General features: G+C 38.7%; 20 protein-coding genes. 13 read left to right on the top strand and 7 right to left on the bottom strand.

The window, feature by feature from the left end:
- Positions 1-83 precede the first annotated feature (83 nt).
- Together ACFSJY_RS02715 and ACFSJY_RS02710 are read right to left on the bottom strand one after the other, a co-directional pair.
- Positions 84-866, bottom strand: a complete 783-nt coding sequence (locus ACFSJY_RS02715) for a hypothetical protein (protein ID WP_386030846.1) — start codon at positions 864-866, stop codon at positions 84-86.
- Between the two features lie 23 nt (positions 867-889).
- Positions 890-2,161 carry a tyrosine-type recombinase/integrase gene (locus tag ACFSJY_RS02710; RefSeq protein WP_386030844.1) on the bottom strand — a complete coding sequence of 424 codons (1,272 nt, stop codon included), beginning with the start codon at positions 2,159-2,161 and terminating at the stop codon, positions 890-892.
- Between the two features lie 509 nt (positions 2,162-2,670).
- Here ACFSJY_RS02710 and ACFSJY_RS02705 point away from each other — a divergent pair.
- Positions 2,671-3,297 carry a hypothetical protein gene (locus tag ACFSJY_RS02705; protein ID WP_386030842.1) on the top strand — a complete coding sequence of 209 codons (627 nt, stop codon included), beginning with the start codon at positions 2,671-2,673 and terminating at the stop codon, positions 3,295-3,297.
- A 39-nt stretch (positions 3,298-3,336) separates the two neighbouring features.
- On the opposite strand, the gene ACFSJY_RS02700 is transcribed toward ACFSJY_RS02705, so the two are convergent.
- The gene (locus ACFSJY_RS02700) at positions 3,337-6,639 is read right to left on the bottom strand and encodes a VPA1262 family protein (protein WP_386030840.1); all 3,303 of its coding nucleotides are present in this window, start codon (positions 6,637-6,639) and stop codon (positions 3,337-3,339) included.
- 155 nt (positions 6,640-6,794) lie between these two features.
- Here ACFSJY_RS02700 and ACFSJY_RS02695 point away from each other — a divergent pair, with 155 nt between their 5' ends.
- The 6 genes from ACFSJY_RS02695 to ACFSJY_RS02670 all read left to right on the top strand — a co-directional run bounded on the left by ACFSJY_RS02695 (position 6,795) and on the right by ACFSJY_RS02670 (position 10,438).
- Positions 6,795-7,988, top strand: a complete 1,194-nt coding sequence (locus tag ACFSJY_RS02695; RefSeq protein ID WP_386030838.1) for a tyrosine-type recombinase/integrase — start codon at positions 6,795-6,797, stop codon at positions 7,986-7,988.
- 91 nt (positions 7,989-8,079) lie between these two features.
- Positions 8,080-8,427, top strand: coding sequence for a hypothetical protein (locus ACFSJY_RS02690; RefSeq protein ID WP_386030836.1), 348 nt, complete (start codon positions 8,080-8,082; stop codon positions 8,425-8,427).
- Positions 8,420-8,743, top strand: coding sequence for a YkvA family protein (locus ACFSJY_RS02685; protein ID WP_386030834.1), 324 nt, complete (start codon positions 8,420-8,422; stop codon positions 8,741-8,743). Before ACFSJY_RS02690 ends, ACFSJY_RS02685 begins: the two co-directional genes overlap by 8 nt.
- A 10-nt stretch (positions 8,744-8,753) precedes the next feature.
- Positions 8,754-9,221, top strand: a complete 468-nt coding sequence (locus ACFSJY_RS02680) for a hypothetical protein (protein ID WP_386030832.1) — start codon at positions 8,754-8,756, stop codon at positions 9,219-9,221.
- Positions 9,222-9,287: 66 nt separating this feature from the next.
- Positions 9,288-9,707, top strand: coding sequence for a DUF2787 family protein (locus ACFSJY_RS02675; protein ID WP_386030830.1), 420 nt, complete (start codon positions 9,288-9,290; stop codon positions 9,705-9,707).
- A 206-nt stretch (positions 9,708-9,913) separates the two neighbouring features.
- Complete coding sequence (locus ACFSJY_RS02670; protein WP_386030828.1) at positions 9,914-10,438, top strand: hypothetical protein; 525 nt, start codon at positions 9,914-9,916, stop codon at positions 10,436-10,438.
- A gap of 11 nt (positions 10,439-10,449) precedes the next feature.
- Here ACFSJY_RS02670 and ACFSJY_RS02665 read toward each other — a convergent pair whose 3' ends face one another.
- Together ACFSJY_RS02665 and ACFSJY_RS02660 are read right to left on the bottom strand one after the other, a co-directional pair.
- A complete protein-coding gene (locus tag ACFSJY_RS02665; RefSeq protein WP_386030826.1) occupies positions 10,450-10,935 on the bottom strand; it encodes a hypothetical protein in 486 nt (161 codons plus the stop codon).
- A 45-nt stretch (positions 10,936-10,980) separates the two neighbouring features.
- Positions 10,981-11,760 (bottom strand): WYL domain-containing protein, encoded by a 780-nt coding sequence (locus ACFSJY_RS02660; RefSeq protein ID WP_386030824.1) that lies wholly within the window; start codon positions 11,758-11,760, stop codon positions 10,981-10,983.
- Between the two features lie 340 nt (positions 11,761-12,100).
- Between ACFSJY_RS02660 and ACFSJY_RS02655 the strand changes: the two genes are divergently transcribed.
- Positions 12,101-12,472, top strand: a complete 372-nt coding sequence (locus tag ACFSJY_RS02655) for a hypothetical protein (protein WP_386030822.1) — start codon at positions 12,101-12,103, stop codon at positions 12,470-12,472.
- A gap of 605 nt (positions 12,473-13,077) precedes the next feature.
- Here the strand turns inward: ACFSJY_RS02655 and ACFSJY_RS02650 are convergent.
- Positions 13,078-14,391: a hypothetical protein gene (locus ACFSJY_RS02650; protein ID WP_386030820.1), complete on the bottom strand. Its 1,314-nt coding sequence runs from the start codon at positions 14,389-14,391 to the stop codon at positions 13,078-13,080.
- Between the two features lie 95 nt (positions 14,392-14,486).
- Between ACFSJY_RS02650 and ACFSJY_RS02645 the strand changes: the two genes are divergently transcribed.
- The 5 genes from ACFSJY_RS02645 to ACFSJY_RS02625 all read left to right on the top strand — a co-directional run bounded on the left by ACFSJY_RS02645 (position 14,487) and on the right by ACFSJY_RS02625 (position 20,307).
- Positions 14,487-15,722 (top strand): tyrosine-type recombinase/integrase, encoded by a 1,236-nt coding sequence (locus ACFSJY_RS02645; RefSeq protein ID WP_386030818.1) that lies wholly within the window; start codon positions 14,487-14,489, stop codon positions 15,720-15,722.
- A gap of 130 nt (positions 15,723-15,852) precedes the next feature.
- A complete protein-coding gene (locus ACFSJY_RS02640) occupies positions 15,853-16,110 on the top strand; it encodes a helix-turn-helix transcriptional regulator (RefSeq protein WP_386030816.1) in 258 nt (85 codons plus the stop codon).
- 90 nt (positions 16,111-16,200) lie between these two features.
- A complete protein-coding gene (locus tag ACFSJY_RS02635) occupies positions 16,201-16,452 on the top strand; it encodes a hypothetical protein (protein ID WP_386030814.1) in 252 nt (83 codons plus the stop codon).
- Between the two features lie 73 nt (positions 16,453-16,525).
- Positions 16,526-19,258 carry a DNA polymerase gene (locus tag ACFSJY_RS02630; protein WP_386030812.1) on the top strand — a complete coding sequence of 911 codons (2,733 nt, stop codon included), beginning with the start codon at positions 16,526-16,528 and terminating at the stop codon, positions 19,256-19,258.
- A gap of 95 nt (positions 19,259-19,353) precedes the next feature.
- Entirely contained in the window at positions 19,354-20,307 is a 954-nt protein-coding gene (locus ACFSJY_RS02625) for a hypothetical protein (protein ID WP_386030810.1), read from the top strand.
- Positions 20,308-20,370: 63 nt separating this feature from the next.
- On the opposite strand, the gene ACFSJY_RS02620 is transcribed toward ACFSJY_RS02625, so the two are convergent.
- Entirely contained in the window at positions 20,371-21,798 is a 1,428-nt protein-coding gene (locus ACFSJY_RS02620) for an MvaI/BcnI family restriction endonuclease (protein WP_386030808.1), read from the bottom strand.
- Positions 21,799-21,924 lie beyond the last annotated feature (126 nt).

Genomic DNA, 21,924 nt, shown 5'->3' with positions numbered 1-21,924 from the left:
AAGTAGACGTTTTAAAGCTTGATTGATCAACTTGCTTAGACTTGTGTTATGAGTAGCTACTCAATTTTGAATGTAACCGCACTCTATGGAGCCATCTCTTCTGCTTTTTGTGTATGAGATGACATTGCTGTATTGGCATCTGATATTATCTTTTTAAATACAGGCAAAATCATTTCGTCTAAATCAGAATAGCTATATTTGTTCTCATTGGTTAACCCCTTGTTCATTGCTCTTTTGCATTTCCTTAGGTCTTTTTTAGAGCAGTTTTTAGCAACCATTAAGATTTCTTTCTCTAAATTCGAACACACATAATCGATTACATCCTGCTTTACTTTACGGGAGGATTCTAGAATTGATTGTTTAGCCCAATCTTGGGTTAAACTCGGCATGATTTTTTGATGGACTTTTGTGAAATGGTCATCATTATTTGCCAGTAATTGCTGAAGGTTCTCTTTGCCTTTAATTTGATAAGCTAAGATTGGGTCGATTGTTGCCAGCTCTGTTAGGGCTTCTTCGAAAGGCTCTAGCAACCGTTCCTTAATGTCTATCGATATTGTATTGCGGAGGTTGTAGAAGTACTCTAAAAGAGTTGTTCTCAGTTCTAAATCCATTTGTTCTGTACTGGCAGCTAGCCCTAGCTCATTGAGCTTAGCTGTTACATGCTTGATGTAACTATCACACGCTTCATCTGGATCAAATAGTGAAGTAATGATTGAGTATCTTAGCTCCATTAGTATATACAGAAGAGACCTAGCACTTTTCTTTTTTTCTAATTCGACCTTATACCTGTAACTTATTAAGCCAAAGAGTGCCGTAATAAAAATACCTGACAGTGCGATTAAGGCGGCGGTAATTTTCACATCCATTGATTTATTCCTTTTACCTACAACTATATACAACCACGATTTTTGAATTCAGCTTCCCAGCTTTTAAACCTATTTTCTAAAGCTGCTAGAAGCTTTTTAGATGGTGGCTTTTCTTTTTTAATCTTTTTCTCAAACTTCACACCTGAAAGTTCCTCTTCAAACATGGACGGAACAACGTGAGAGTAGTGTTGCTCAATCATTGCGACGCTGGTTCCACATTGTTTGGCTAAAATATCAAGGCGCAAATCACGGCGAAGTAATTGCCATGTAATATAAGAATGGCGCAATGAATATAATGTCCTAGGCTCATCAGCCGAATCCTTTAATCCACATTCATTTAAGGCCTTTCTAAAAGCCACGCCTAGCTCATTAGTCGCATTACCATTTTCAAGAATGAAAACTTTGTCATTCGGCCTACGGTTGGGGAAACGCTCACGAAGTTCATCTATACAGTCCCAAATTTCATCACGTGCAATAACTGTTCTAGTACCAGTATGCTTAGTCGTTTTACCTTTACGGACCTTAACTTTGAAGCGGACGTTGTGATCTTGGCGTGTCATTTCAATATCACTCCATGTTATGGCTTCCATTTCAGTTCCTGGGCGAATACCAGTGTTAACACAAAAATCCATATATGATGCTAGTAGCTCGCGAATTTGACGAGTAACATCTTTACGGCTGTTATTAGCCATGTTCAAAACCGTATCATAGACTTTATCGTACTCTTCTTTGGTAAATGATGCTCTACGTTTTCCAACTTGCCCCTTTGTATGAAGAACTGGTACTTGAGCCGCAATCATCCATCTATGTTCAATTGCTTCTTTAAATACTAAGTTCATCGCAGAGTTGTGAGTAAGTAACGTTGATTTAGCTAATTCTCTTCCAAACTTTTCTTTACGCCAATTATTGAAGGCGTTAACTTTTTCTTGATCTATGTTTGTTATATAGGTTCGGTCAAAGAACTCTATATGATATTTGTTTAAGGCTTGAATATAATCTCGATAGGTAACTTTACCGCCACCATTATCGAGTTCAGCTTGTAGCTTTTTGATAACTTGGTTAGCGACATCTTTGAAACGTTTACTGTCTACTAGCAAGTTATTTTCTGCTTTGACTTTATACTCCATAAATAGAATATGAGCGCGGGCAATTGCTTTATCCAGCTCTTTTTCTTTAGTGGCTTTGCTGTACCATTTACCATAAAGTACAAAGCGTGCGTACCAGCGTAAACTGTTGTTTTGTTTGTATACGTACAATCCGTCTTGGATGTCGTGGCGTTCTGTCTGAGTCGTCATAAACGCTAGTATTCAATAAAACATAATGATTTGCAAAGAATTTGCAAAGTGTCTTATTGTGCTTTTATTTTATTGATATATAAAGATAAATTTAGGCGTGTACTTTTCAAAATCCCCCGCAGCAATGCGTGGCGGTTCGAGTCCGCCCACTGGTACCATTTCCTTGAAAAGTAAAGAGTTTTTCAAGGTTGCAAGCCGACGTAATGTCGGTTTTTTTGTGTCTTAGATTTGCCTTTTTATACATTTTTTCTGTTATAAACACCTCTTCGAGACTATCTTCATAGCCCTATAACTAGCCTAAAATTCTACTTCTCTGGTCTATATCTTGTCTTTTGTCTGTGCGTATTCTGTGCGTGATGAAAATTAATAGAAGTTATTAATGTTTATTGCTATCAGAAACTATTGCATTTGATTTTAAGAATGCTGAACTATGCACTCTCCTGTTATTATAGGTTTTGGGGTAGTTTTGTTGCTAAGCTACGGTCTTTGTCTTGCTTTAGGATTTCTCTATGAAAGATATTGTTAGTAGCTATCTAGAGAATCAGATGTCTATTGATGCTTATGCACTAGAGGAAGATCTTAAAAATAACTTAATCGCCGATGATAGAGAATTGGTTCATTTAGTAATTGATGACTTTGTCTCCGTCGCGATTAAATGTGGTTCTGACAAAAACTCTGTGGGGCAAAATCAACCATCAGAATCAATAAATAATATTTTTAACCAAGCAAAATTTAAGACTGATAAAGCCTACTATTATTGTGACGCAATAAGGTATGCTTTTACTCATTTTGTTGATGGAGGTTTATTGCAACTGTATGAACATCAACAAAATGAATGCTGGTTTCCCAAGCTAGTATTGAAGGACGAATTAAAGCCAAATGACATTAGTACACTGCCTGAAATGGTGACAATTTATAGAGGCTGCGATATAAGTGAATATCATGCTGGGGGATATAAACAAGCTTGGACAACGAACAAGAATGTTGCAAAGCAATTTGCTTATGTCCATTACCAAGGGCAGGACTGGTTTAAAGAGGCACATAGAGTTGTGTTGATGACACTATATCAAAAAGCGACATTTTTTACTCGAAGCAATCGTCTGAATTTGAGGTTGTCATCAATACTGACAAATTAGATATTGACGGTATTCATATTTTTGACAGGTACAAGCCTGTCAGTTAGCGTGTTGAGCTTCTAGCAATTCATCTATTTCCTCAATAAAAAGTAGTAACTCTTTTTCAGTATGCCACTCGGTCTCAGGCCTGAACAAAGTCAAATCACGAGCTTTTTCAGCAAGAGTACTTAATTCGCTGTGAGAACCAATGTCCTGTTCGTAGAGGTAGTATGTGCACCATTTGGTAAACGCATAGATCCACTGGGATACTTTTAATGCATCATTCCATTTAGACCAGTTACTTGTGCTTGCTAGAGGTTGTTGAATAACTCGACTTTGTGCATTAAGTATTTTACTTATTAATTTCAAAGACTGAGTTTGTTGCTTGGGACTACTATACGCAAAAAGGTAGGCACAAACGTTTGTCGATCGTGCTTCACAATTGCTAGAAAAAAGAAGCGAGCCGTTTCTTCCTTTCTTTTCTAAAGTATCTATAAGATCTTTAAGCCAGATATTGCAGGCATCATCATATTTAGCTCGAGAGCTGTTAAGCAGAGGGTTAATAATATCGTTAAACTGCCATACCTCTATCCATCCCAATTGGTGCATATGTCCTTTCAATTTATTAACAAGTGACTTTAGGTCGGTACTATTAATGTCTTGAGGTAAAGAATCATGAAGTTCTGATATTATTTCACCAAGAAATTTTTCATTTTCGTCACTTTTAGGTATTTGGTTAAGTATCCACCCGTAGAATTGAAATTGCTCTCGAGAGTTAAAGTTTGAAACTTGCTGATTTATAGACTTTAAATCATTTCTTACAATCAACGTTTGCTTAAGGATATTCCAGCCTAGCCACTTTATGAAGGATAAACTACTGTTAAGTAGTGCTTCTTGTTGAGAATCTGAAATTTGGTTGAATTGATGGCTTAATGAGATCTCGTTTATTATTTGGCCTAAAAGTGATAGCCGAATTGTTTCAGTAATTGAAAACTCACCGTCCAAACACTTAGCTTCATTTTCAACACGTTCAATAAGTAAATCAGGGGCATTGTTCCAGAGTAACTTAATTGCGTAAAATTCAGCCCATGTAAGACACTTATGCTTAATCATCCGTTGAAAGTGTTCAAGTCTAATAGGGTCACTTAAGCAATCTTCAAGTGAGTTTTTAAAATAGCTTGGGTCTATTACAGAAACAAAATCTTCATCATCAGATCTTTTTCTTTGAAATGCGGATGTTAAAAAGCTAGACAAAAAGGTTAAAAACTTTGCCTCATTCTTTAGTTCGGTAATGTTTTCATCTCCAACTGGGGTGAAAGCTAGTATTTCGCCTAGTGTTTCCCACAGTGCTTCAGAATGGCCATTTTGCTCATCTATTTGTCTTATACAATTGATGAATCCTTTCCTTTCTAGCTTATGTAAGGACTCATTTTCTAGGATGCCTAAATTGGTCACCTCATCTTTCAATTTAGTTCCCGTTAAGTCTTTCAATGATGGCTGCTCGAGCCATGTAGATAGCAAGTCACCAGCTGATTTACTATCGAGTACCCGAAGAGGATCATAAATCACGGACTCAATTTCTATGTCCTTCGAGTCAAAGAGTATAGATATTGAAGTGTTTTCAGCTGGATTGTTTGCCTTATTGATCAAGTCGAATGCGTATTGATTAACTTCATACAACACATCTGTAGGAATAGGTGTGATCAGCAAAGGATAGTTTTCAGCAGCTTTTTGGAATGAGTTAGATAAATGAAAACCCTCAATAGGTAGTCCATTTTGATCATGAATGAGAATATAACGATCATGTAGAGAGCCTTCTTTCATTCCGTAAATAATGAACTTGTTATCTTTAAGTTGTTTTTTATGGTGATTACAGTTGGCTATCAGGTTATTAATTCCATTTCTTACTTTATTGTCAGACTTTCTGTTTCTCGGCTTATTGGGGTCTATTGGTTTAGGGACTGTTCTAAAAACAGTGCAGCTTGCCATTGAAGAAATGTAGAGTGTCAATAAGCCCATCCCTGCATCCTCAAAATAAGGATCAAAGATAGCAACATGTTGTTGATTGTTCTTCTCTATTATCCCTTTGAACCATTCAACAAACTGTAACCGTCCCTCACCACCACTCTCACTAATTCTAGGGAAAAACTGCCCCTTAGACTTTTTCGGATACAATGTTTGGAAAGTGTTTTTTAGTCGTTCATTAACCGTAACCCAAGAATCAATTTTTCTACCGCCGATTTTCGTGTTAGATACTTGGTTCTTTATAGAAGAAGTTAATGCTTTTACAACTCTGTTACTTTGCTTTTCATTAGTTGTTTTTTCAAGCCAGTCAAAATTTCTTGAGTGAGAGCTGTTATCTGAAATTCCAACATTAAAATTCATTTCACGAACGTAATTTGCTTTGTAACTGCTGCATAGATATCCCTCATCACTTCGTGAACTAGGAAACCCGAAAATTTCAATATAGGTACTATCAGCTGATTCGAATAATTTATCGTTTAAATCAAAAGTGTAAACAAATAAGCCATCTAGATTTTTTGTTGCGTCAACTATTCTAGAATACAAAATTTGTGAGTCGCTTTCGATGTTTAGACGAAATTGAAAGAGTTTAAACTTCGGTAATTGTGAAGATGAAAATTGCACTTTCACCCCCTCGTTACGTTTAAAATCTACTGTTAACAGGCTTTTTTCATATTCATCTAGTGTTGGAAACACAAGTAGTTCAATATCGCCTAATCTAGTGTTGTCCGCTTTACCAAATTCCATCCCAGTATCAGCATTTAGTGTATTTATAAGCATATCTATAAGGTCTGATTCGTAGCGTTCTTCTATAGATAGTAACTTTAGTTTATTGGTTTGAATGATTGATGCGCTATAAGCTCCTGCACTTTCATGGGGGCTTACTTGTGCATTTATTGGAAAAGCAGACCGGTTGGGCTGGTATACCGTTGGTCGAAAAATAATATCTTCACTAGAGATACTAGCAGTGCCGAATTTTTTTAACACTTTTTCAGATTTACAAATGTTAAGGTTGAGATCAACACTTAACTCTTGAAGCGTTCTACCTTCAGAGAGTAGCGTTAGAAGTGTCTTACAACTTTGGCTCGGCACATAAAGATTTAATTTTGTTATACTTACTTTGGCCGACCCGAACTTTTTAGATGTATCCTTGTCGCTACTTGTCCAAGCACTGTTGTTAAAGCTATAGGGTAATAACCGCCCATAAAGAATACGATTCTCTGATACATCGTTGTTTGTAATTTGCATTATCCATAACTGGAGAGCACATGAGTGCACTCCCGCAGAGAATAACTTCTCTAGTCTACTATCATTTAGTAGGTCGGTAAGTTCATAAGACATCTCAACACCCTAATGCTCTGAGGCTAACTGTAATTCGAAAACACTTATTCAAGTTATTGAGATGAGGGAGCTTTTTTACAAGATCTTTTATGTAATTAATTTAACTTAAAACACATATCAAAACCTTGGTTATAACCAATCAACCGAGGTTTTAAATGAAGAAAAAATTCAAATTTACCAACGCTAGTATTAAGGCGTTGCCTGCTAATTCCAAAGATTCTAAAGGGACTGACTTAGAAGTATCCGATACTGAAATTGTTGGTCTTAAATGCCTATCTGGTAAGAATGGCAGCAAACGGTTCTTACTCAGGTATACCTTTCAAAGTCGAAAATGCAGTATCGCACTGGGCAGATTTCCCGAAGTGGATGTTGGGGCTGCTCGTCGTATAGCTAGTAAGTATAAATTGCAGCTGGCTGAAGGTGTTAACCCTCAAGAAACTAAAAGCTCAGCCAATAACATGCCTACCGTTTCAGAGTTTTTCTGGAACACCTATTTACCTGTAGCTAAACAACGAAAGAAATCTTGGGACGATGATGCATCTCGCTTTGAACATCACTGCAAATCAATTTGGAATATCCGTTATGACGAGCTAAAAGCAAGTCATGTTCAGAACGTGCAAAACGAAATGATGGCGACGAAATCAAAGCGCGGTAGCTATGCACCAGCGACCTGTAATCGTGTATTAGCCTTGGTCAAAACAATAGGTTCATTAGCTGAAAAGCTGCTAGATATTCCTAATGTTGCTAAAAAGGTGTCAATGTTGCCTGAAAATAATGCTCGTACTCGTTACTGCTCTATTGAAGAAGTACAGGCCATTATTAAAGAAGCAAGGCGTTATCATCAATTCTCGATTGGAGCCTACATTGCCATGTTGTTTCTAACTGGCTGTAGAGCTTCTGAAATGCGATTAAGGAAGTGGGAAGACCTTAACTTAGCAGAGCGAACACTGACTATAGGTAAAACCAAGAACGGCACACCTCACGTTGTATATCTTACAGATATGATGCTTGAGATTATCCGTGATTTACCTCGTGTAAGTGGTAATGCTTATATATTTGCAGGCACAAAGGCAAACAGGCCTATTTGTGAAGGACGTTACGCATTTGAGACTATAAAGAAACGGGCGGGAATACATAAGCCAGAGGAAGTTGTATTCCACACTGCGAGGCACTCTTTTGCGAGCAATATGCTAAGTCATAGCAGAGAAACAGGCGCAGATATTCGCACTGTACAAGTTCTGCTGAATCATAAAGATTTAAGTTCAACGATGCGTTACAGCAAGATATCACCAGATAAGCAACGCGATACGATGAACAGTTTGGATGGTTTACTCGCTTCTAACTCGTAACAACACCTATCTTAAACACATATCACTAATACGACATTAACAGCCAGAACCTTTTCGGGTTCTGGCTTTTTCATTTCTGGAGTATGTAATCATGCAGATCATTAACCATTGGCCTGATGCAGACGAAATCGGTTTACCCGATGAAGTCGTTTCAGAGCTAATCAATTTTCTAGTCGAGCCATTTGCTAGTGAATCGGAAGCACAAGCGTTCTGGCAAGAATGCCCTAGTACCATCATAGTGTTATACGAAAATACAAACTTGGCAGAGATTAGCGGCTCTATCCGTCAATCGATTTCATTTTGTCTTAACTATCCTGAGTTTGAAGAAGCGTTACCGAATGGTTATCGCTTGCTACTTGCGATTATCAATGATGAAGGCACAGGGTGTTATTTAGTATTGCCATCCAGCCTTGATATGACCGAGGTGATGGATGGCTAGGAAAAAGCAAAGTCCTTTCAGTCATACTAAAACATGGCAAAAGCTCAAGCAGATTAAAGGTCTTAAGCAGCTTACAGAAAGCGCACTTTTGCTTTACAGCTTAATTCTCGATGGCGATACACCTAAGTGGGTCAAAGCGGTCTGTATCACTGCTATCGCCTATTTAGTTTTTCCAACTGACTCTATCCCTGATGCACTTCCTGCATTGGGCTATAGCGATGACTTGTTATGTATTAGCACTGCAATTGGTGCTGTAACGAGTCATATTCAACCGCACCACAAAGACCAAGCTAACGATATTTTCAACCAACTATAGGAGGCCTGTTATGGCTCGTAAAACGACAAAAGATCAAAAGGAACATAGTAAAAAAGCTGATACTGAGCAATTGCCAGAAACCCATCAAATACTCATTGACGACAAGGCGAGTAAGCTCAGTCCAAAGCAACCTGGATTTATTTACTTTGAACTGGGTAAGCACTTGGAAACTAACGAACTTGAACTTCGACTGAAAGGTAATGATGGCGGCGGTCTGCATTCGAAAGAATGGGTGAAACTATCTACCATCTTAGAAATATTAGACGAGCAAGAGGAAGATAAACCGTTCAAATCTGGTGTATTCAAGCCAGTATTTGAAGGTAAGAGCGCTAATAACGCTTCCTTTATTGCTGCGGTTTTGCGTTGTAGCGCCCTATCACTTATTGGTTCAACAGGGAACTCAATCTTTCTCCACCAACGGCATAGTAATTATAAGCAGGGAAGAGAAGCATTGCTTAAGCTCGCCAACAGTAAGTAAATAGCACCAGCTTATACTGGTATCTCACCGCTAGGGTTCTCTAGCAACTTAAAAAAGGAAATCATAATGAAACTGACTTTTGACCAAAGCCAGTGCTTTGCTGTGCCTGAAAAACTGTTCTCAGTTTTAAACATTGAACTGGCTAAATGGCCTGACGTTAATCATTCAGCGACTAGCATTATCTTTAATTTCAGAGATGTTAATTACAGTCCTGAAAACGGTGGTTTTCACCCTGTCGAGATAAGACTGATTAAGTACAAGGCGTTATGGCATTTTGATTACATCACTGACTTTAGCTACCAAGGTACTGGATACCCTGAGTTAGTGAAAGAAATTGATGTATGTTTTCAATCAACTGAAGTAACCCATTTGCATTTAGGCTTGCTGACCAAAGCGAGTGCAGATGAACTAGTCGAGCTGTTTCTAACCAACTTCATTGATTATGTCGAAATGGATGTGTTCACAGTTGAAATAGCGTTTAGCTAAGCCAAAAGGAACGGGAAAAGACCAGAAGAGTAGTAAACTCTTCTGGTCATAATCACGTAGCTCTTTGCAGATCCTTTGGTGGTAAGGCTTCTGAATTTTAAATATCTACTAGACGTAACGGATTCCAGATCCGTTGCGTCTCTCTAGTATCTATAAGATAATTTCAGGGATGATCAAATTAGTAACTCAAGTGAAAGGGAAAAAACTTGCCAACCAATACACCTAACTCAAATCAAAACAATAGTGAAAGTACTAATAATTCAACTCAGAATAATAGCGGTGTTTATTTATTTCTAACTCATATGGGAAAACCTTTTATCTATGTAATCCTTTTAATTGCGTTAGCCATTATCGTAAGCGTATTTTGGCTTGCTGAGCCGGGCAGTAAAATAAAGCTTTCGAATTTTGAGATGACTAAGAAAATAACACCCGAAGTGGAGTTACGAAATGCCACAGATGCTGTCGCAAATGCGCTTTCGCATCATAGAGTGACGTTTAGTGCAGTTGAGCCTTGCTCGAAGTACAGAATCTCGGTGGGTGTAGAACAGAAAGAAATTAATATTTTAGAGCAAAATATTGCAGTGAGCGGATATCACTTAACTGTATTTGAAGGGGGAAACGTTATTAAAGTTCCACTCCCAGATATGCATGAAGAAAAAGCTGCTGAAGTACATTCTAGCTACTCGAAGCTTCAAAATGTCTGTAGAAATATCTCAATTAATAACAGCTAACGCACTTGGCGTTAGCTCCTATACCCATAAAACCAGCTAAGATCCCAGTCTATAGGTGAGATAAAATCATCTGGATCATTAATCATTGAGCTTTGATTCCATTCTTCTTTAGGCAGTGTTGGAAAGCTTACTATTTGTTGAACTATGTCTTCACAGGCGTTATTGATTGGCTCACTGAAGTAGTGAATAAGTTTGCCTTGTTTGTTGTAAATGACGATTCCGAAATTATCTACGTGCTCGACCTTGTCTATAATGTTGCAACGGATCAGGTCATCATTTTCGGTATCAATAAAGCTTCTTGGATCTAACTCGCTGGCTTTAAGCTCGATTGATAGATTCAGTTTGAGTTGATTAAGAGACTCTGTTTCATCAGGGAATGCGCGACCAAGTATATTACCATCAAAGTCATAAATACTGATGAAACCATGCGCTGATGTTATTGTTTGGCCTACTGATTCAGGTGCAATATCCAGCGCCATTAAGATAGATTGAGACATAAGGACTCCTTAGTTTGAACATGTTCAATCTATTGTTCTTCGCAGCTATTTACTCATTTTATCTATGGAAAATTGCAACTCTGTTAATAAAGCTTGTTTTAACTCTTTAGGCGATAAGATTTCGATATCAGGTAGCCAGTATTTTAGTACTGGGAGTATTTGATTTTTGTCTGTTATCGATGCAGTGGCTAGTAGGCAACCGTCATCAAGCCCTTTGATGATGTTTTGCTCTGGCAGTAGGTTGCTAGCAGTAAAGTGACTAGCTATTGCAGCATCTATTTTTACAACGACTTCTATTGGTGTTTCTGTTAACCATAACATGGCCTGTTGTCGAATCTTCTGCTCTACAGAAATGTCATATTCGAACTTTTCAGGAGCTATGTTTACCTTACTTAACTTAGTAACTTTAAATGATTTCAAAGTCCCATTATGTAACGCAGATAAATACCAAACTCCACGGTCATTCACGAGCTTATAAGGCTGAGAAAAAAGATAAGTTTGTTGCTTGTATTCAAAGTCGATCAAATGATGATTTTGAATGGCTAACGTAAGTTGTTTGAAGGACTCGGTGTATTCGGATATATCTTCAACTTTAATATCTCGAAACAAGAATGGTGGTTGCTTGTTTGTAGGCCTATTGAATGACAAAACATCGAAAGATGGAAACATTGAAGCTAAGCCTAGTTGTTCTAAAACAGGCTTAAGGTCGGCTTTCTTATTTCTGCCTAAGTAGATTGGGTTTAATGAATAAGTCGAACCATCACGTTCAATAGGCAGATAGCAAAGTCGCTCATTGAAATCTCGCTGAAGTGTTCTTTCGGTCACATTAAACTCTTGTGCTAGAACGGACAAAGTTAAGCGCTCACCAGAATTCAACCTAGTAAGTATCAATCCTAACCTTTTAGCCAAAGTGTCATGTTCTGTCATCCACATAATTTTATGGGGGTACTGCGAAAGGAGGTGACGACCATGTGGAAATTTTTACGAATTTAGTTTTATCAGGCTAAGCCTTTTGACATAAGGCTTTTAGTTTTTGGCTTATCTATACGCGTAGCCGAAACACCACTCATTTTATTTAAATCAACTCATTCTGCGCGACACAACCTGTCGAGCAGCCTAGTTACACTTAAATTAACTATTGAAAGATCAATAAGAAGGAATAGACATGGAATCATCGAAGAACAAGTTCATCTTAGCTGTAATATCAGCACTATTATCAATCTATATATTTTGGCTGGCTTGGGGTGGTGACGAATTCAACCTAGGTAGAGCTGTATTTTCTAGCGTATTAGGCGTTGGCTTTGCCTTATCAGTGCTAGCGGTTCTGCTTGGTGCGAAATCGCAGCTATTAAACAAAGCTACAATGCTTCTAGTTGGAGTTCCTTCTCTCATATTGCTTGCGTTATTTGTGTGGTTCTTGGTTGATGGGACTTGGGATTTCACATTGAGTAAGGTTGCTGGTGTATTTGCATATGCTTACGGTGTTTATATCGCAGGGGCACTGGCAAGTTATTCAGAGCAACAGGAAGCATCTTAGTTATGAGTTCGCTCATTTATTTCATTATTTTGGTAGTGATTGTTCTAGTGCTAAATAAGATATTTGAAGACCCAAAAGCAGCTGTACTGGCTGCTTTTGTCTTTTTAGTGCTTGTGACTTGCGCGGGGTAAAGTCTATGTTGTCTTTCTTGATTAGCTTTATAATTTACTTAGTGCTGGTGATTGTAATTGGAACGCTATTTGAGCTGCCACCTAAAGTGGTTCTAATTGCTTTTGCTATTGGGGTTTGGTGGTTGTTCTTTTAGTAACGTCGAACTCTTAAATCGTGAAGAAACCTAGGCGATTTAGTTAAAGCTTTTGCTTTTCCATGATAATTAGTGTTTTAATGACTTGGCTTATTACATATATATGAATCAAGGAGTTAACATGCTAAATGTAGATAACGAAGGTATCATCCAGCGCTTAGGCAACGGTAAGAAAAAGAAATAATGAAAGCGGCGCAAAGCCGCTTTATTTTTTTATAACTGTGTGATTTTACGATCTCTTGAGCCGTATTTTATTTTTTTCGTAATGTCACAAAGTCTTAACTCTCTGATAAGTATGAAAGAAGTTGCCGTGTGCTATTAGGGGGTGGGGGTTGTAACGCTACCACTCCTCATCAGGTTCAATGTTAGGCATTGACCTGTCTAGTTGCCCTGATGTATCTGCATCGTCATTAATGTTTATTGTCTTGGCTAGCATATCTGACATTGCTTTATGCTTCTCAGAATTGCTTATGTTTTCTAAGTCGCGATATTGAATAGCTGAGCCGTCTTCATTGGTTGGAAGTGCAGAGGCGTCATAATTCTCACGCCTCTTGCCTGTTTTCTTCTTCTTCATACCTTCAATCAATTTAACCCATTCAATCGGAGCAATAATCAAAGGTGTATTAAGCTGCCAGTGCTTCATTTTGGCACCAACAGGCTCAATAGGTATTTGTAATGTGATGGCTGTACCTGATGTCATGCAGAAAAGGTAATTTAACGCTAAACGAATGTTTTTGGCGCTATTAATGAAATGGCTAGGATCTTTACTGCCTCTATCTTTCAACGCCGATGTACTGGCAAATTGGATTTGTTTTTTTGTATTTAATTCGACAGAAGGTAAAGCTAATAATTTAACTAATGACGGTTCATCAACAGCATTGGCTATTTTATCCGAAACTGTTAGATATGCTGAGTTGTTCAGTGTTTGAGTGAAGATATTATCGACTCTTTCTGGTGCAGTGCCGTTTGTTTTTATCCAGTCTCGGTATAAAGCTGAGTCATAGAAGTGAAAATCATTCAGTGAATTACTGGTATTTAGCAGGCCGTAGAGCAGCTTAGAACCATTCTTTTTATCAATCGAAGTATTGGCTAACCCCATGAATGAAAAGGCCAGAAATAGTTTAAGTGACCAAGTAGGATCAGACTCAATCTGAGATTTAACCTGATTTTTCCTTAACTTGTACCATTGCCACTTGGCGTTATAGCCTTCTAGTTCATGGTGTTGTGATTCTTCACTGCCTTTAATCTCTTGATTAGGTATTAGCAGAGTAACATTAACGTATTCTTTACTTAGTGCGTCTAATGGGCATAAGTCATTAATGAGTTTAAATAACTGGGTTTCGTGGTGTCCGTATTTTTGATCTTTACCAGCAATAGCCAATAACTCCCCGAAGAAATTGGAAACCTTAAACCAAGTACCTGAAAGTGTATTTTTAGTGTAATTAGGTGTTGGGGTGTTATGTAATAAGTACTGGTAATGATGCTCTTCCAGTTTGGTTTCTATCCCATCTAGTCTTTTTGAAGGGTAAGTGAGGTTTTCGAATAACTCTTTACTAGTTAAACTGGAGTCGATACCGAGTGCGTATTTTATAGCTTCAACTTGCGTCTCATTGGTGCCTAATCGAAGTAAATACTCTTCAGAAACCGATCTCATCACCTTGTCCATTATTCCAATATTCCCCGTTATCGACTGCTTACTGATAAAAACATGATGCAATTTCCCGCTTAATTAAAAAATGGGAGAAGACCATGTTCATTGAAATTGATTATACGAAAAAAGCATTCGAAGCGGCAGCGAGAATTGATGATAAAGACACTGAGTATAGGGTAAAGGGCAAGCCTCACTTGCGATTGGTTGTCTATCGCCTTCGTAAGTCACTATTAGTTAGAAAGTGCTGGAAAGGTAAGCGCTATGTAAAAACTCTTGGTTCGTTCCCAACCATGAGCCTTAAAATATTTGAGCGATTGGCTAATGAATATTGTGAACGAATTGAATCAGGGGAGTTAAACAAGTTATCTCGTCGAGTCACTTTAAATCGATTCTTTGACCGTATTTGTATTGAACAGGCCAAGAAGAATAAGAAGAGCTGGAAAAGTGACTTAGGCCGCTACAACCTCTATATACGTGAAAGTATTGGTAATCACTGGCTTGAAGATATTAAAAGCTTCAATGTGGAATGTTTACTTAATGATTTACCTGAACATTTATCTGATAGAAGCCATGATCTTATCCGCGCATTATTGTCAGGCATCTTTTCTTTAGCCGTTAAGTATGAGCTATTAGATAAGAATCCAGTGTCTGTTGTGCCAGCCCGTAACAACTGTAATGTGAACACCCGAACGCTGACAGAGGCTGAGCTGGTTGCCTTCATTCAATCTTGCTTGGAAGAAGCTGATCCCACCAAAGAGAACTTCTCGTTTCATGCCCTATGCTTGTTGCTAATGATATTTACGGGAATGCGGATTGGTAACTGCTGCACTATTCGCAAAGAAATGGTTTCACCTGATTTCAACGCAATATATCTACGTGATACTAAGCAGGGTAAACCGCAAACCATCTTCTTATCTAAACAAGCCCAATGGATAGTGAAAACCGCAGCTAGTTTAAGCTGGAATGAATATATCTTTCCGTCAGCTTTAAAAGACAACGCGCCTATATCCTATCCGAGATCTGTGTTTGTACGTATTTGTAAACGTGCGGGTATTGCGGTTAATGGTAGCGATCACCCGATACAAGCAGGCTTTCCAACTGAGCCATTTAACATCCATGCAGGGCGTAAAAGCTTTTGTTCCCATGTGTTAAAGCAAACGGGCGATATTCGACTTGCTAGCACTCTGCTAGGTCATTCCTCTTTGTCAGTCACTGAAAAGCACTATGCTTTTTTTCAAGATGTCCGCTTGCAAAATGTAGTGTCTGATGTGGCAGACGATATGACAGCCAACATCCTTAATTTTCCTGCCCTAGAAGCCAATAACTCTTGCTAATAGTAAGCATCATTTAACTTCAATAAGGTTGGGTTAACTTTCCCAACCTTCCCCGCCTTTTCTAAATAAATTCAGAACTCCCTCATTCTATCCCTACCGATTAAACACGAATAGCACTCAGGTTTGGGGGATGGAAGAAACATTTTTAACTAAGCAACAAATCGCAGAGCGTTATCAGCTCTCGGTTAAAAGCGTGAACACCATGTGTTCCGCAAAGGGTGAAAGGTCTTTACCTCCTTTCATCAAAATTGGACCACATGCCAATAGTCCCATTCGATTTCGATTGACTGAAGTATTGGCTTGGGAAGAAGAACAAGCGCTATTACAGCGTCAACGTGATGCTGAAATTGAGCAGCAAACAAACTTAGAAGATTTACTGGGTTTGTAACAACTTAACCGTCAATGCTGTTGTATTGACATTTATTAACCGAGCTTGGCGGCTCATCAAATGAATATTTTTAATAAAGAGGAAAACATTATGTCTACAGCTAAAAAACTAAACAAATCGAATTTTGTACGTACTCCATTTGGAGCATTCAATAAGAACCACGTCATTTCAATCACTCCTACAGATAGTGGTGTAGCAGTATTTGGAGATGGTAATGCCCTGATATTTTGGCTAGAAGAGAAGGACGAAAAGAAGGCTAGGAAAGTCGCTGATGCTCTAACTGATGCAGTTATAGATGGAGCTAAATTAGACTGGAAACAATTAGGTTACGTACCTGCTTAATCAATAACCCTGCTGCCGCCAAGTAACCATCAATAGCCCTGAATCTCAGGGCTTTTTCTTTTGAGGATTTCTTATGAATGCAATAGTCAACACCGCACAGCCGCAATTTAGCCTTTTACCTAAAATTGAGTTTAATACCCACATAGCTATGCCGTCCTTTGAAACGGTTGGAACCTATTCAAATAATTCTATTGATATAGAAGCTTTATTAACCGAAAAGCGTAAAGCGCTTGAAGAGCAGTTATCAGGTAAGAAAAAACGAAAGCGCCATGATATGCGATTAAGCCCTATCTTCGGTTTTGATACTGAGTACCAATATGATCAAGATGAAGATAAGAATGTTGTTATAGCCTATTCATATTGTATTTGCTATGACGGACAGCAGTGCAGCGGTGTGTTTAAAGTTAAACAATTTGACGAATCAGGTCGAATGAAATTCGATAAGTTCTTCGTCAAAGCCATTGAAGCTGCAATTAAAGCTGAAGTATTAGCAGGTTGGGAAGATGCAGAGCATGTAGTGATGGCAGCTTTTATGATTCGAGCTGATTTGTTTAGCTTTTCAGGTGCATTTAAAGACTTTAAGACTCGTTTAGATGGTGTACGAAAATCAGTAGTAACCATTAAAGAAGATTATGCGGTAGACATCGAAGCGGTCTATAACCGTGGCTTAGATTTTAATGAGCAGAAGTTATGGGATAAAAATCGAAATCGCCGTGAAGTAGATATCTCTTTCTATGACCTAATGCTACTTGCTCCCGCAGGTTTTAATCTCAAGAAAGTGGGCGAATTAGTAGGCCTACCGAAAATAGATATTGAAGCACCCTATAGCATTGAGCGGATGATTGAGTTCATGACTAAAGCCCCTGAAAAGTTTGATGAATACAGCATACGTGATAGTGAAATTGCGGCCTTGTATATGGAAAAAATGATTGAGTTTTGCTGTGATGAATTAGGCTTCTCTTCGGTGCCATATACAATTGGTGGTATCGGCGTTAAGCGCTTTAAATCCCTTCTTGAAGGTGACTTTAACGAGGTATTTGGTTTCGAAGAAATCAAAGAAACGGTTTGGTCACATAAGAAAGCCAAGCCCGTTACCATGAAAAAACGAGTAGTTAGCTTGCTACGCTCTATTTTCGAACAATTTGCAATTGAGGGTTATCACGGCGGTCGGAATGAAAGCTTCCTGAATGGTTTGTCTCCTAAAGGTCGGTGGAAAGACTATGACGCCCCTTCTTGCTATACCACTATTCTCAACAGGTTAAGACCCTTGAATTTCGAGTCTTTCCGAACAACTAAAAACCCTCTAGATTTTGTGGGGGACAAGTTTGGTGTTGCATACGTCAAGTTTAAACATCATGGAAATCCGCGTGTAACTACGTTGCCAGTTAACGCTGGTAGCAAAGGTCTATTTTATGTCAAAGAAGGTGAATGTGTTGTTGGTAGTTCTGAAATAGAAGTTGCATTAAACGCTGGCGTGGAAATTGAAATAATTCAAGGTGTGGTCGGCGATTGGGTAGATCCTAACAATCGCATCTTTTTACAATTCATGCAGGAAGTTCGGGCAGAGCGAAATAACTATGAAACAGGCTCTTTTGAAGAGCGCATGTGGAAAGAAATTGGAAATAGTTTGTATGGAAAATTGGCACAAGGGCTTAGGAAGCGCGCCGTATTTGATACGTCTTCTGGTTTAAGTAAACCAATACCTCAATCACCAATAACTAATCCTTTATTTGCTTTAATCGTGACAAGTGATGCTAGAGCATTAATGACAGAGATGATGTTGAGCATTCCAGAAGAGCATTACATAGGAAATGTAACGACAGACGGCTTTACAACAACTGCTGATTTAGACAAAGGTGAGATAGATCTAAACGGTGCTATCTGCCAGCGTTTTCGTGAGTGTTATCACATGATTGAATCGAGCGATAAGGAAATTCTAGTTAAAAAGCATGAGGTTGCTCGTTTGAATTTTATGAAAAACCGTGGTCAAGAAACCGTTGAATTCATTGATGGCGAAGAGCCGATTCAAGCGCGTGCAGGCATCACCCTACCTAAAGGAGTTGAAGACAAGCACCAATATATGCGTGATTTGTACTTTAATCGTTATGTCGGTCAGGAGATAACAACTAAGCACTTAATCTCTAACAGGGAAATGTTCATGGATGAACGTGACTTTGTTTCTGTTGAACGAACTCAGGTGATGAACCTTGAGTGGGATATGAAAAGAGAGTTGGTTAACCCTGTTGAAATGACTCACGACGGTGTTACCCATATTTTCTGTGAAACTGTACCGCATAAGAACTTGGATGAAGCAATGGAAATGCGTGCTCGCTTTGATGGTTGGCGCGTTAATAACTGCCTTAAACGGTTGTCTGATTGGGAAAGCTGGGAAGATTATTGGCTGACTACACGTCTGACACTGCCTACGGGTATACGTTACCAGTTTCTTAAAGGTGAAGATGGGAAGGTACTGAAAACCGAAGATGGTCAGAAGATTGGAGAAGGCAGTGATGGCATCCTACGGAGGTTGTTCATACGTGCCTATATGCAGGATTGTTGCGGTTTAGATAGCAGCAGCGTAGAGCGTAAGGAGTTAGCTGAATGGTTGACAGATAATGGCTACATTACAACGGCTAACGAGGTTCGTGGTGCTGCCAGAGCCTTGTTTGTTGAAGGTGTAGTCCCAGTCACTGATAAGGCCGTTAAGCTATTGCACCTGTTGCTAGAACGCTTTCCTGAATTTGAATATCAGGCAATGTTTGATCCCGAACAGTTAGACGAGTTAGAGCGGAGGCTTATCGCTTAAATCACTGAAAGGCTACGAAATACTGTAGCCTTTTTCTTTTTGATCGTCTGATGGTTTATTGCCAAGTCTTATGTTTCATTGGTTTTAGGATTTGTGTGTCACAAGAGTATGGGGGTGGTTATAATAATTATTTTAATATTGGGCTTGTCAAAACACTAACGGAGTTTAATTTGGATAATTATATTGGTATAGCCAAGTATACTGGAGATATATATCAGGGTGATAGAAGTCATGGTGTGCGTGTTGAAAGTTCAATATTACTTCCATATCGTTTTATAGGCGAGGGGTTTGATCCTGAATCATTCGACAAGGATTTTGGTTCACTTCCATTTTACATATTCAAAGAAGACTTTTTCGATCCCATAACTCGTATTAAGCGAGGTTGTTTTTATGCTGCCGAAAGTGAAGACGAATGGTACTTGCAGGATAATAAACGGAATGATCTCGAAAAAATTCAGTGCAGAGGTGGTTTTGCTCAAAGAGAACGTTTAACTACCTACCAGAAAGACCCTTTAAATCAATTAAGACAAGCTGTGCATTATCCAGATGTTGCACTTGGGAAGGAGCCATTTCTTTCAATCTGGAAAATAATTAGCATAGAAACATCAATTACAGGTGTCCCAATTGTAACCCTTAAATCTCATCGCTCTTTTGGTGAATTGCCAAGCTTGAACGAAGGAGTAATTAATATTGACGTTTTACCTGCGTTAAAGACAGCGTTAGACAAATTGGAAAATAGTATAAATCGATTAAGCCCTACTGATGTTGTTGATCGCTGTAGGGATGCGCTGTCTGTTGTATTCGGTGACTTATGTGGAAACCGTGAGAAAGACCTTGGGAAAGCTATTGAAGGGTATGTTAAACAGCAGGACAAACAGTTAGAAAATATGATTTCTTGGGCTGGTAGATTAGTAAATCGATTTCATCCAAGAGGTAAACCTAATGAGCAATTTAAGAAAGGATTACGTCCACCATCAGAAGAAGACGCTCAGCTATCTGTAAGATGTGTTTGGTTAGTTCTAGTCGAACTTGGATGGGCTACTGCTTAGTTATTAAAAAAGCCTTCACTTTCGCTAGTTAACAAGAAGTGAAGGCATGTGACTTTGCTGAAATTAAAGCAAGCTATAAGTTTCTGGCTCAGGAAACAGTAAAGATAGATCTTTCTTATTTATTTTGAACAGTGGACCTTTTTCACTAACTCGCCCATCTTTAGCACGACGTTTAATTAGATGGTCCATAGTAATGATTCCATCCCTCAGTAAAGGCATGAGTTGGTTGCTCATCGGGTTTTTTGTATGGGTAACAGATATAAGCTTGAAGTGTTCTACACCGTCAATATCAATGCTTTCTACTTGAACCCAGAAAGTTTCTTTGTGCTTCTCAAGCAAGCGAGATCTCAATAGCTTTCCTGGCCACACAGCAACGTCACCAAAATCTACATTTGTTTCAGTTAATAAATCGGACTTTTCATCGTAAACAAACTGAAGCCCTTGACTGTTAGGCTTTTTCGTAGAGAGAGTACAGTAGAGTTTGAAGTCTTCATCGCGGTAATAGCCAAATTGGTCTAGTATTTCAGCACTCTTTTTAAGTGGGCTTATTTTCCAATCCGCTACTTGTGCGAAGAGAGTAGTTCGGTTCTTGGTGCCTCTACCTGATTTTAATTCAATTCCCTTATAGTCAGGCTCCTTACTACTATTGATGTTAATACCAAGAGCGGTTTCAATAGCCCTACCAACAGCTGTAGAACCTTTTACGGTTGCTCTTAGAGGCTCTCCTCTAGCCAGTATTTTTAGTTTATCTAATAACTCGTCAGCGACAGAGCTATCACTTGGAATCAATTCAAGCAGTTTTGCAATAACTTGGCTATTGCTTTCATTCAAGTCAACGTTGCTGAGATTGATCAAAAGAACGTCATCGCCAGCAATACTCAGTGATACTTGAGCGCCAGCTTCTGCGAATTTGCCTAAACCTCGGAACCACATTCTAGGGTCACCCATTTTAGTATTTGGGCGGTAAAGGCTAACGACTGTCTCTGTAACTTTATCCTTAGAAATGAAGATGGCTTTCTTCATCACTTTATTTTCTGGACCTTGCCCCTGAGACTCGTAATCATGGAATCCTGCTTCGCTAAACAACGTGCGCACGGGTTGTGTGGCGTCCAGAATAGATTTCTTTAACCCTGTAGCGGTAGGCTCAAATGTAGCGAAGTCTTGCCCGATAGATACAAGCTTTCGCTTATTATTTAATACACGCTCTTTTACTTCAAAGGTCAGATCCTCTTCACGTTCACTTTCTACTGAGCAATCATCAGAGGTATCAGGCTCAATTGAATCTTCAATAGCGATAGCCTTTACAGCGAACATATCTACTTGCTGCGACGTGGTATCTTCGATAGCTTGATTTTCGCAAGCACGCACAAGCTCTGGCCAATCATTAAAACCATATTCTTGAGCAATAAGTAATTGTGCTTGATGTAATTTTAGGGAGTGCTTTTTTTGAAAAGTTTTAGCTTCTTTTTTATACGTGGATAGCTTTTTCATTCTAATTCCTATTGTGACAAATGTTTTGTGCTCAACGCGCCCTCCACAAAAAGTTTCTCAGGGCTTTACAATCTCAATGGATTGAAGGCTTTCGACCTATCAGGAATTAGACTACTGTATAAAAAG

It is taken from the genome of Thalassotalea euphylliae, from assembly GCF_042682785.1.
GTDB lineage: Bacteria > Pseudomonadota > Gammaproteobacteria > Enterobacterales > Alteromonadaceae > Thalassotalea_F > Thalassotalea_F euphylliae.
This window is presented reverse-complemented; position numbering and strand designations above follow the sequence as displayed.

Bases quoted from the DNA above. Each gene is read 5' to 3' on its own strand.
- ACFSJY_RS02715 (WP_386030846.1), bottom strand. From the start codon at position 866: ATGGATGTGAAAATTACCGCCGCCTTAATCGCACTGTCAGGTATTTTT.
- ACFSJY_RS02710 (WP_386030844.1), bottom strand. From the start codon at position 2,161: ATGACGACTCAGACAGAACGCCACGACATCCAAGACGGATTGTACGTA.
- ACFSJY_RS02705 (WP_386030842.1), top strand. From the start codon at position 2,671: ATGAAAGATATTGTTAGTAGCTATCTAGAGAATCAGATGTCTATTGAT.
- ACFSJY_RS02700 (WP_386030840.1), bottom strand. From the start codon at position 6,639: ATGTCTTATGAACTTACCGACCTACTAAATGATAGTAGACTAGAGAAG.
- ACFSJY_RS02695 (WP_386030838.1), top strand. From the start codon at position 6,795: ATGAAGAAAAAATTCAAATTTACCAACGCTAGTATTAAGGCGTTGCCT.
- ACFSJY_RS02690 (WP_386030836.1), top strand. From the start codon at position 8,080: ATGCAGATCATTAACCATTGGCCTGATGCAGACGAAATCGGTTTACCC.
- ACFSJY_RS02685 (WP_386030834.1), top strand. From the start codon at position 8,420: ATGGCTAGGAAAAAGCAAAGTCCTTTCAGTCATACTAAAACATGGCAA.
- ACFSJY_RS02680 (WP_386030832.1), top strand. From the start codon at position 8,754: ATGGCTCGTAAAACGACAAAAGATCAAAAGGAACATAGTAAAAAAGCT.
- ACFSJY_RS02675 (WP_386030830.1), top strand. From the start codon at position 9,288: ATGAAACTGACTTTTGACCAAAGCCAGTGCTTTGCTGTGCCTGAAAAA.
- ACFSJY_RS02665 (WP_386030826.1), bottom strand. From the start codon at position 10,935: ATGTCTCAATCTATCTTAATGGCGCTGGATATTGCACCTGAATCAGTA.
- ACFSJY_RS02655 (WP_386030822.1), top strand. From the start codon at position 12,101: ATGGAATCATCGAAGAACAAGTTCATCTTAGCTGTAATATCAGCACTA.
- ACFSJY_RS02650 (WP_386030820.1), bottom strand. From the start codon at position 14,391: ATGAGATCGGTTTCTGAAGAGTATTTACTTCGATTAGGCACCAATGAG.
- ACFSJY_RS02645 (WP_386030818.1), top strand. From the start codon at position 14,487: ATGTTCATTGAAATTGATTATACGAAAAAAGCATTCGAAGCGGCAGCG.
- ACFSJY_RS02640 (WP_386030816.1), top strand. From the start codon at position 15,853: ATGGAAGAAACATTTTTAACTAAGCAACAAATCGCAGAGCGTTATCAG.
- ACFSJY_RS02635 (WP_386030814.1), top strand. From the start codon at position 16,201: ATGTCTACAGCTAAAAAACTAAACAAATCGAATTTTGTACGTACTCCA.
- ACFSJY_RS02630 (WP_386030812.1), top strand. From the start codon at position 16,526: ATGAATGCAATAGTCAACACCGCACAGCCGCAATTTAGCCTTTTACCT.
- ACFSJY_RS02620 (WP_386030808.1), bottom strand. From the start codon at position 21,798: ATGAAAAAGCTATCCACGTATAAAAAAGAAGCTAAAACTTTTCAAAAA.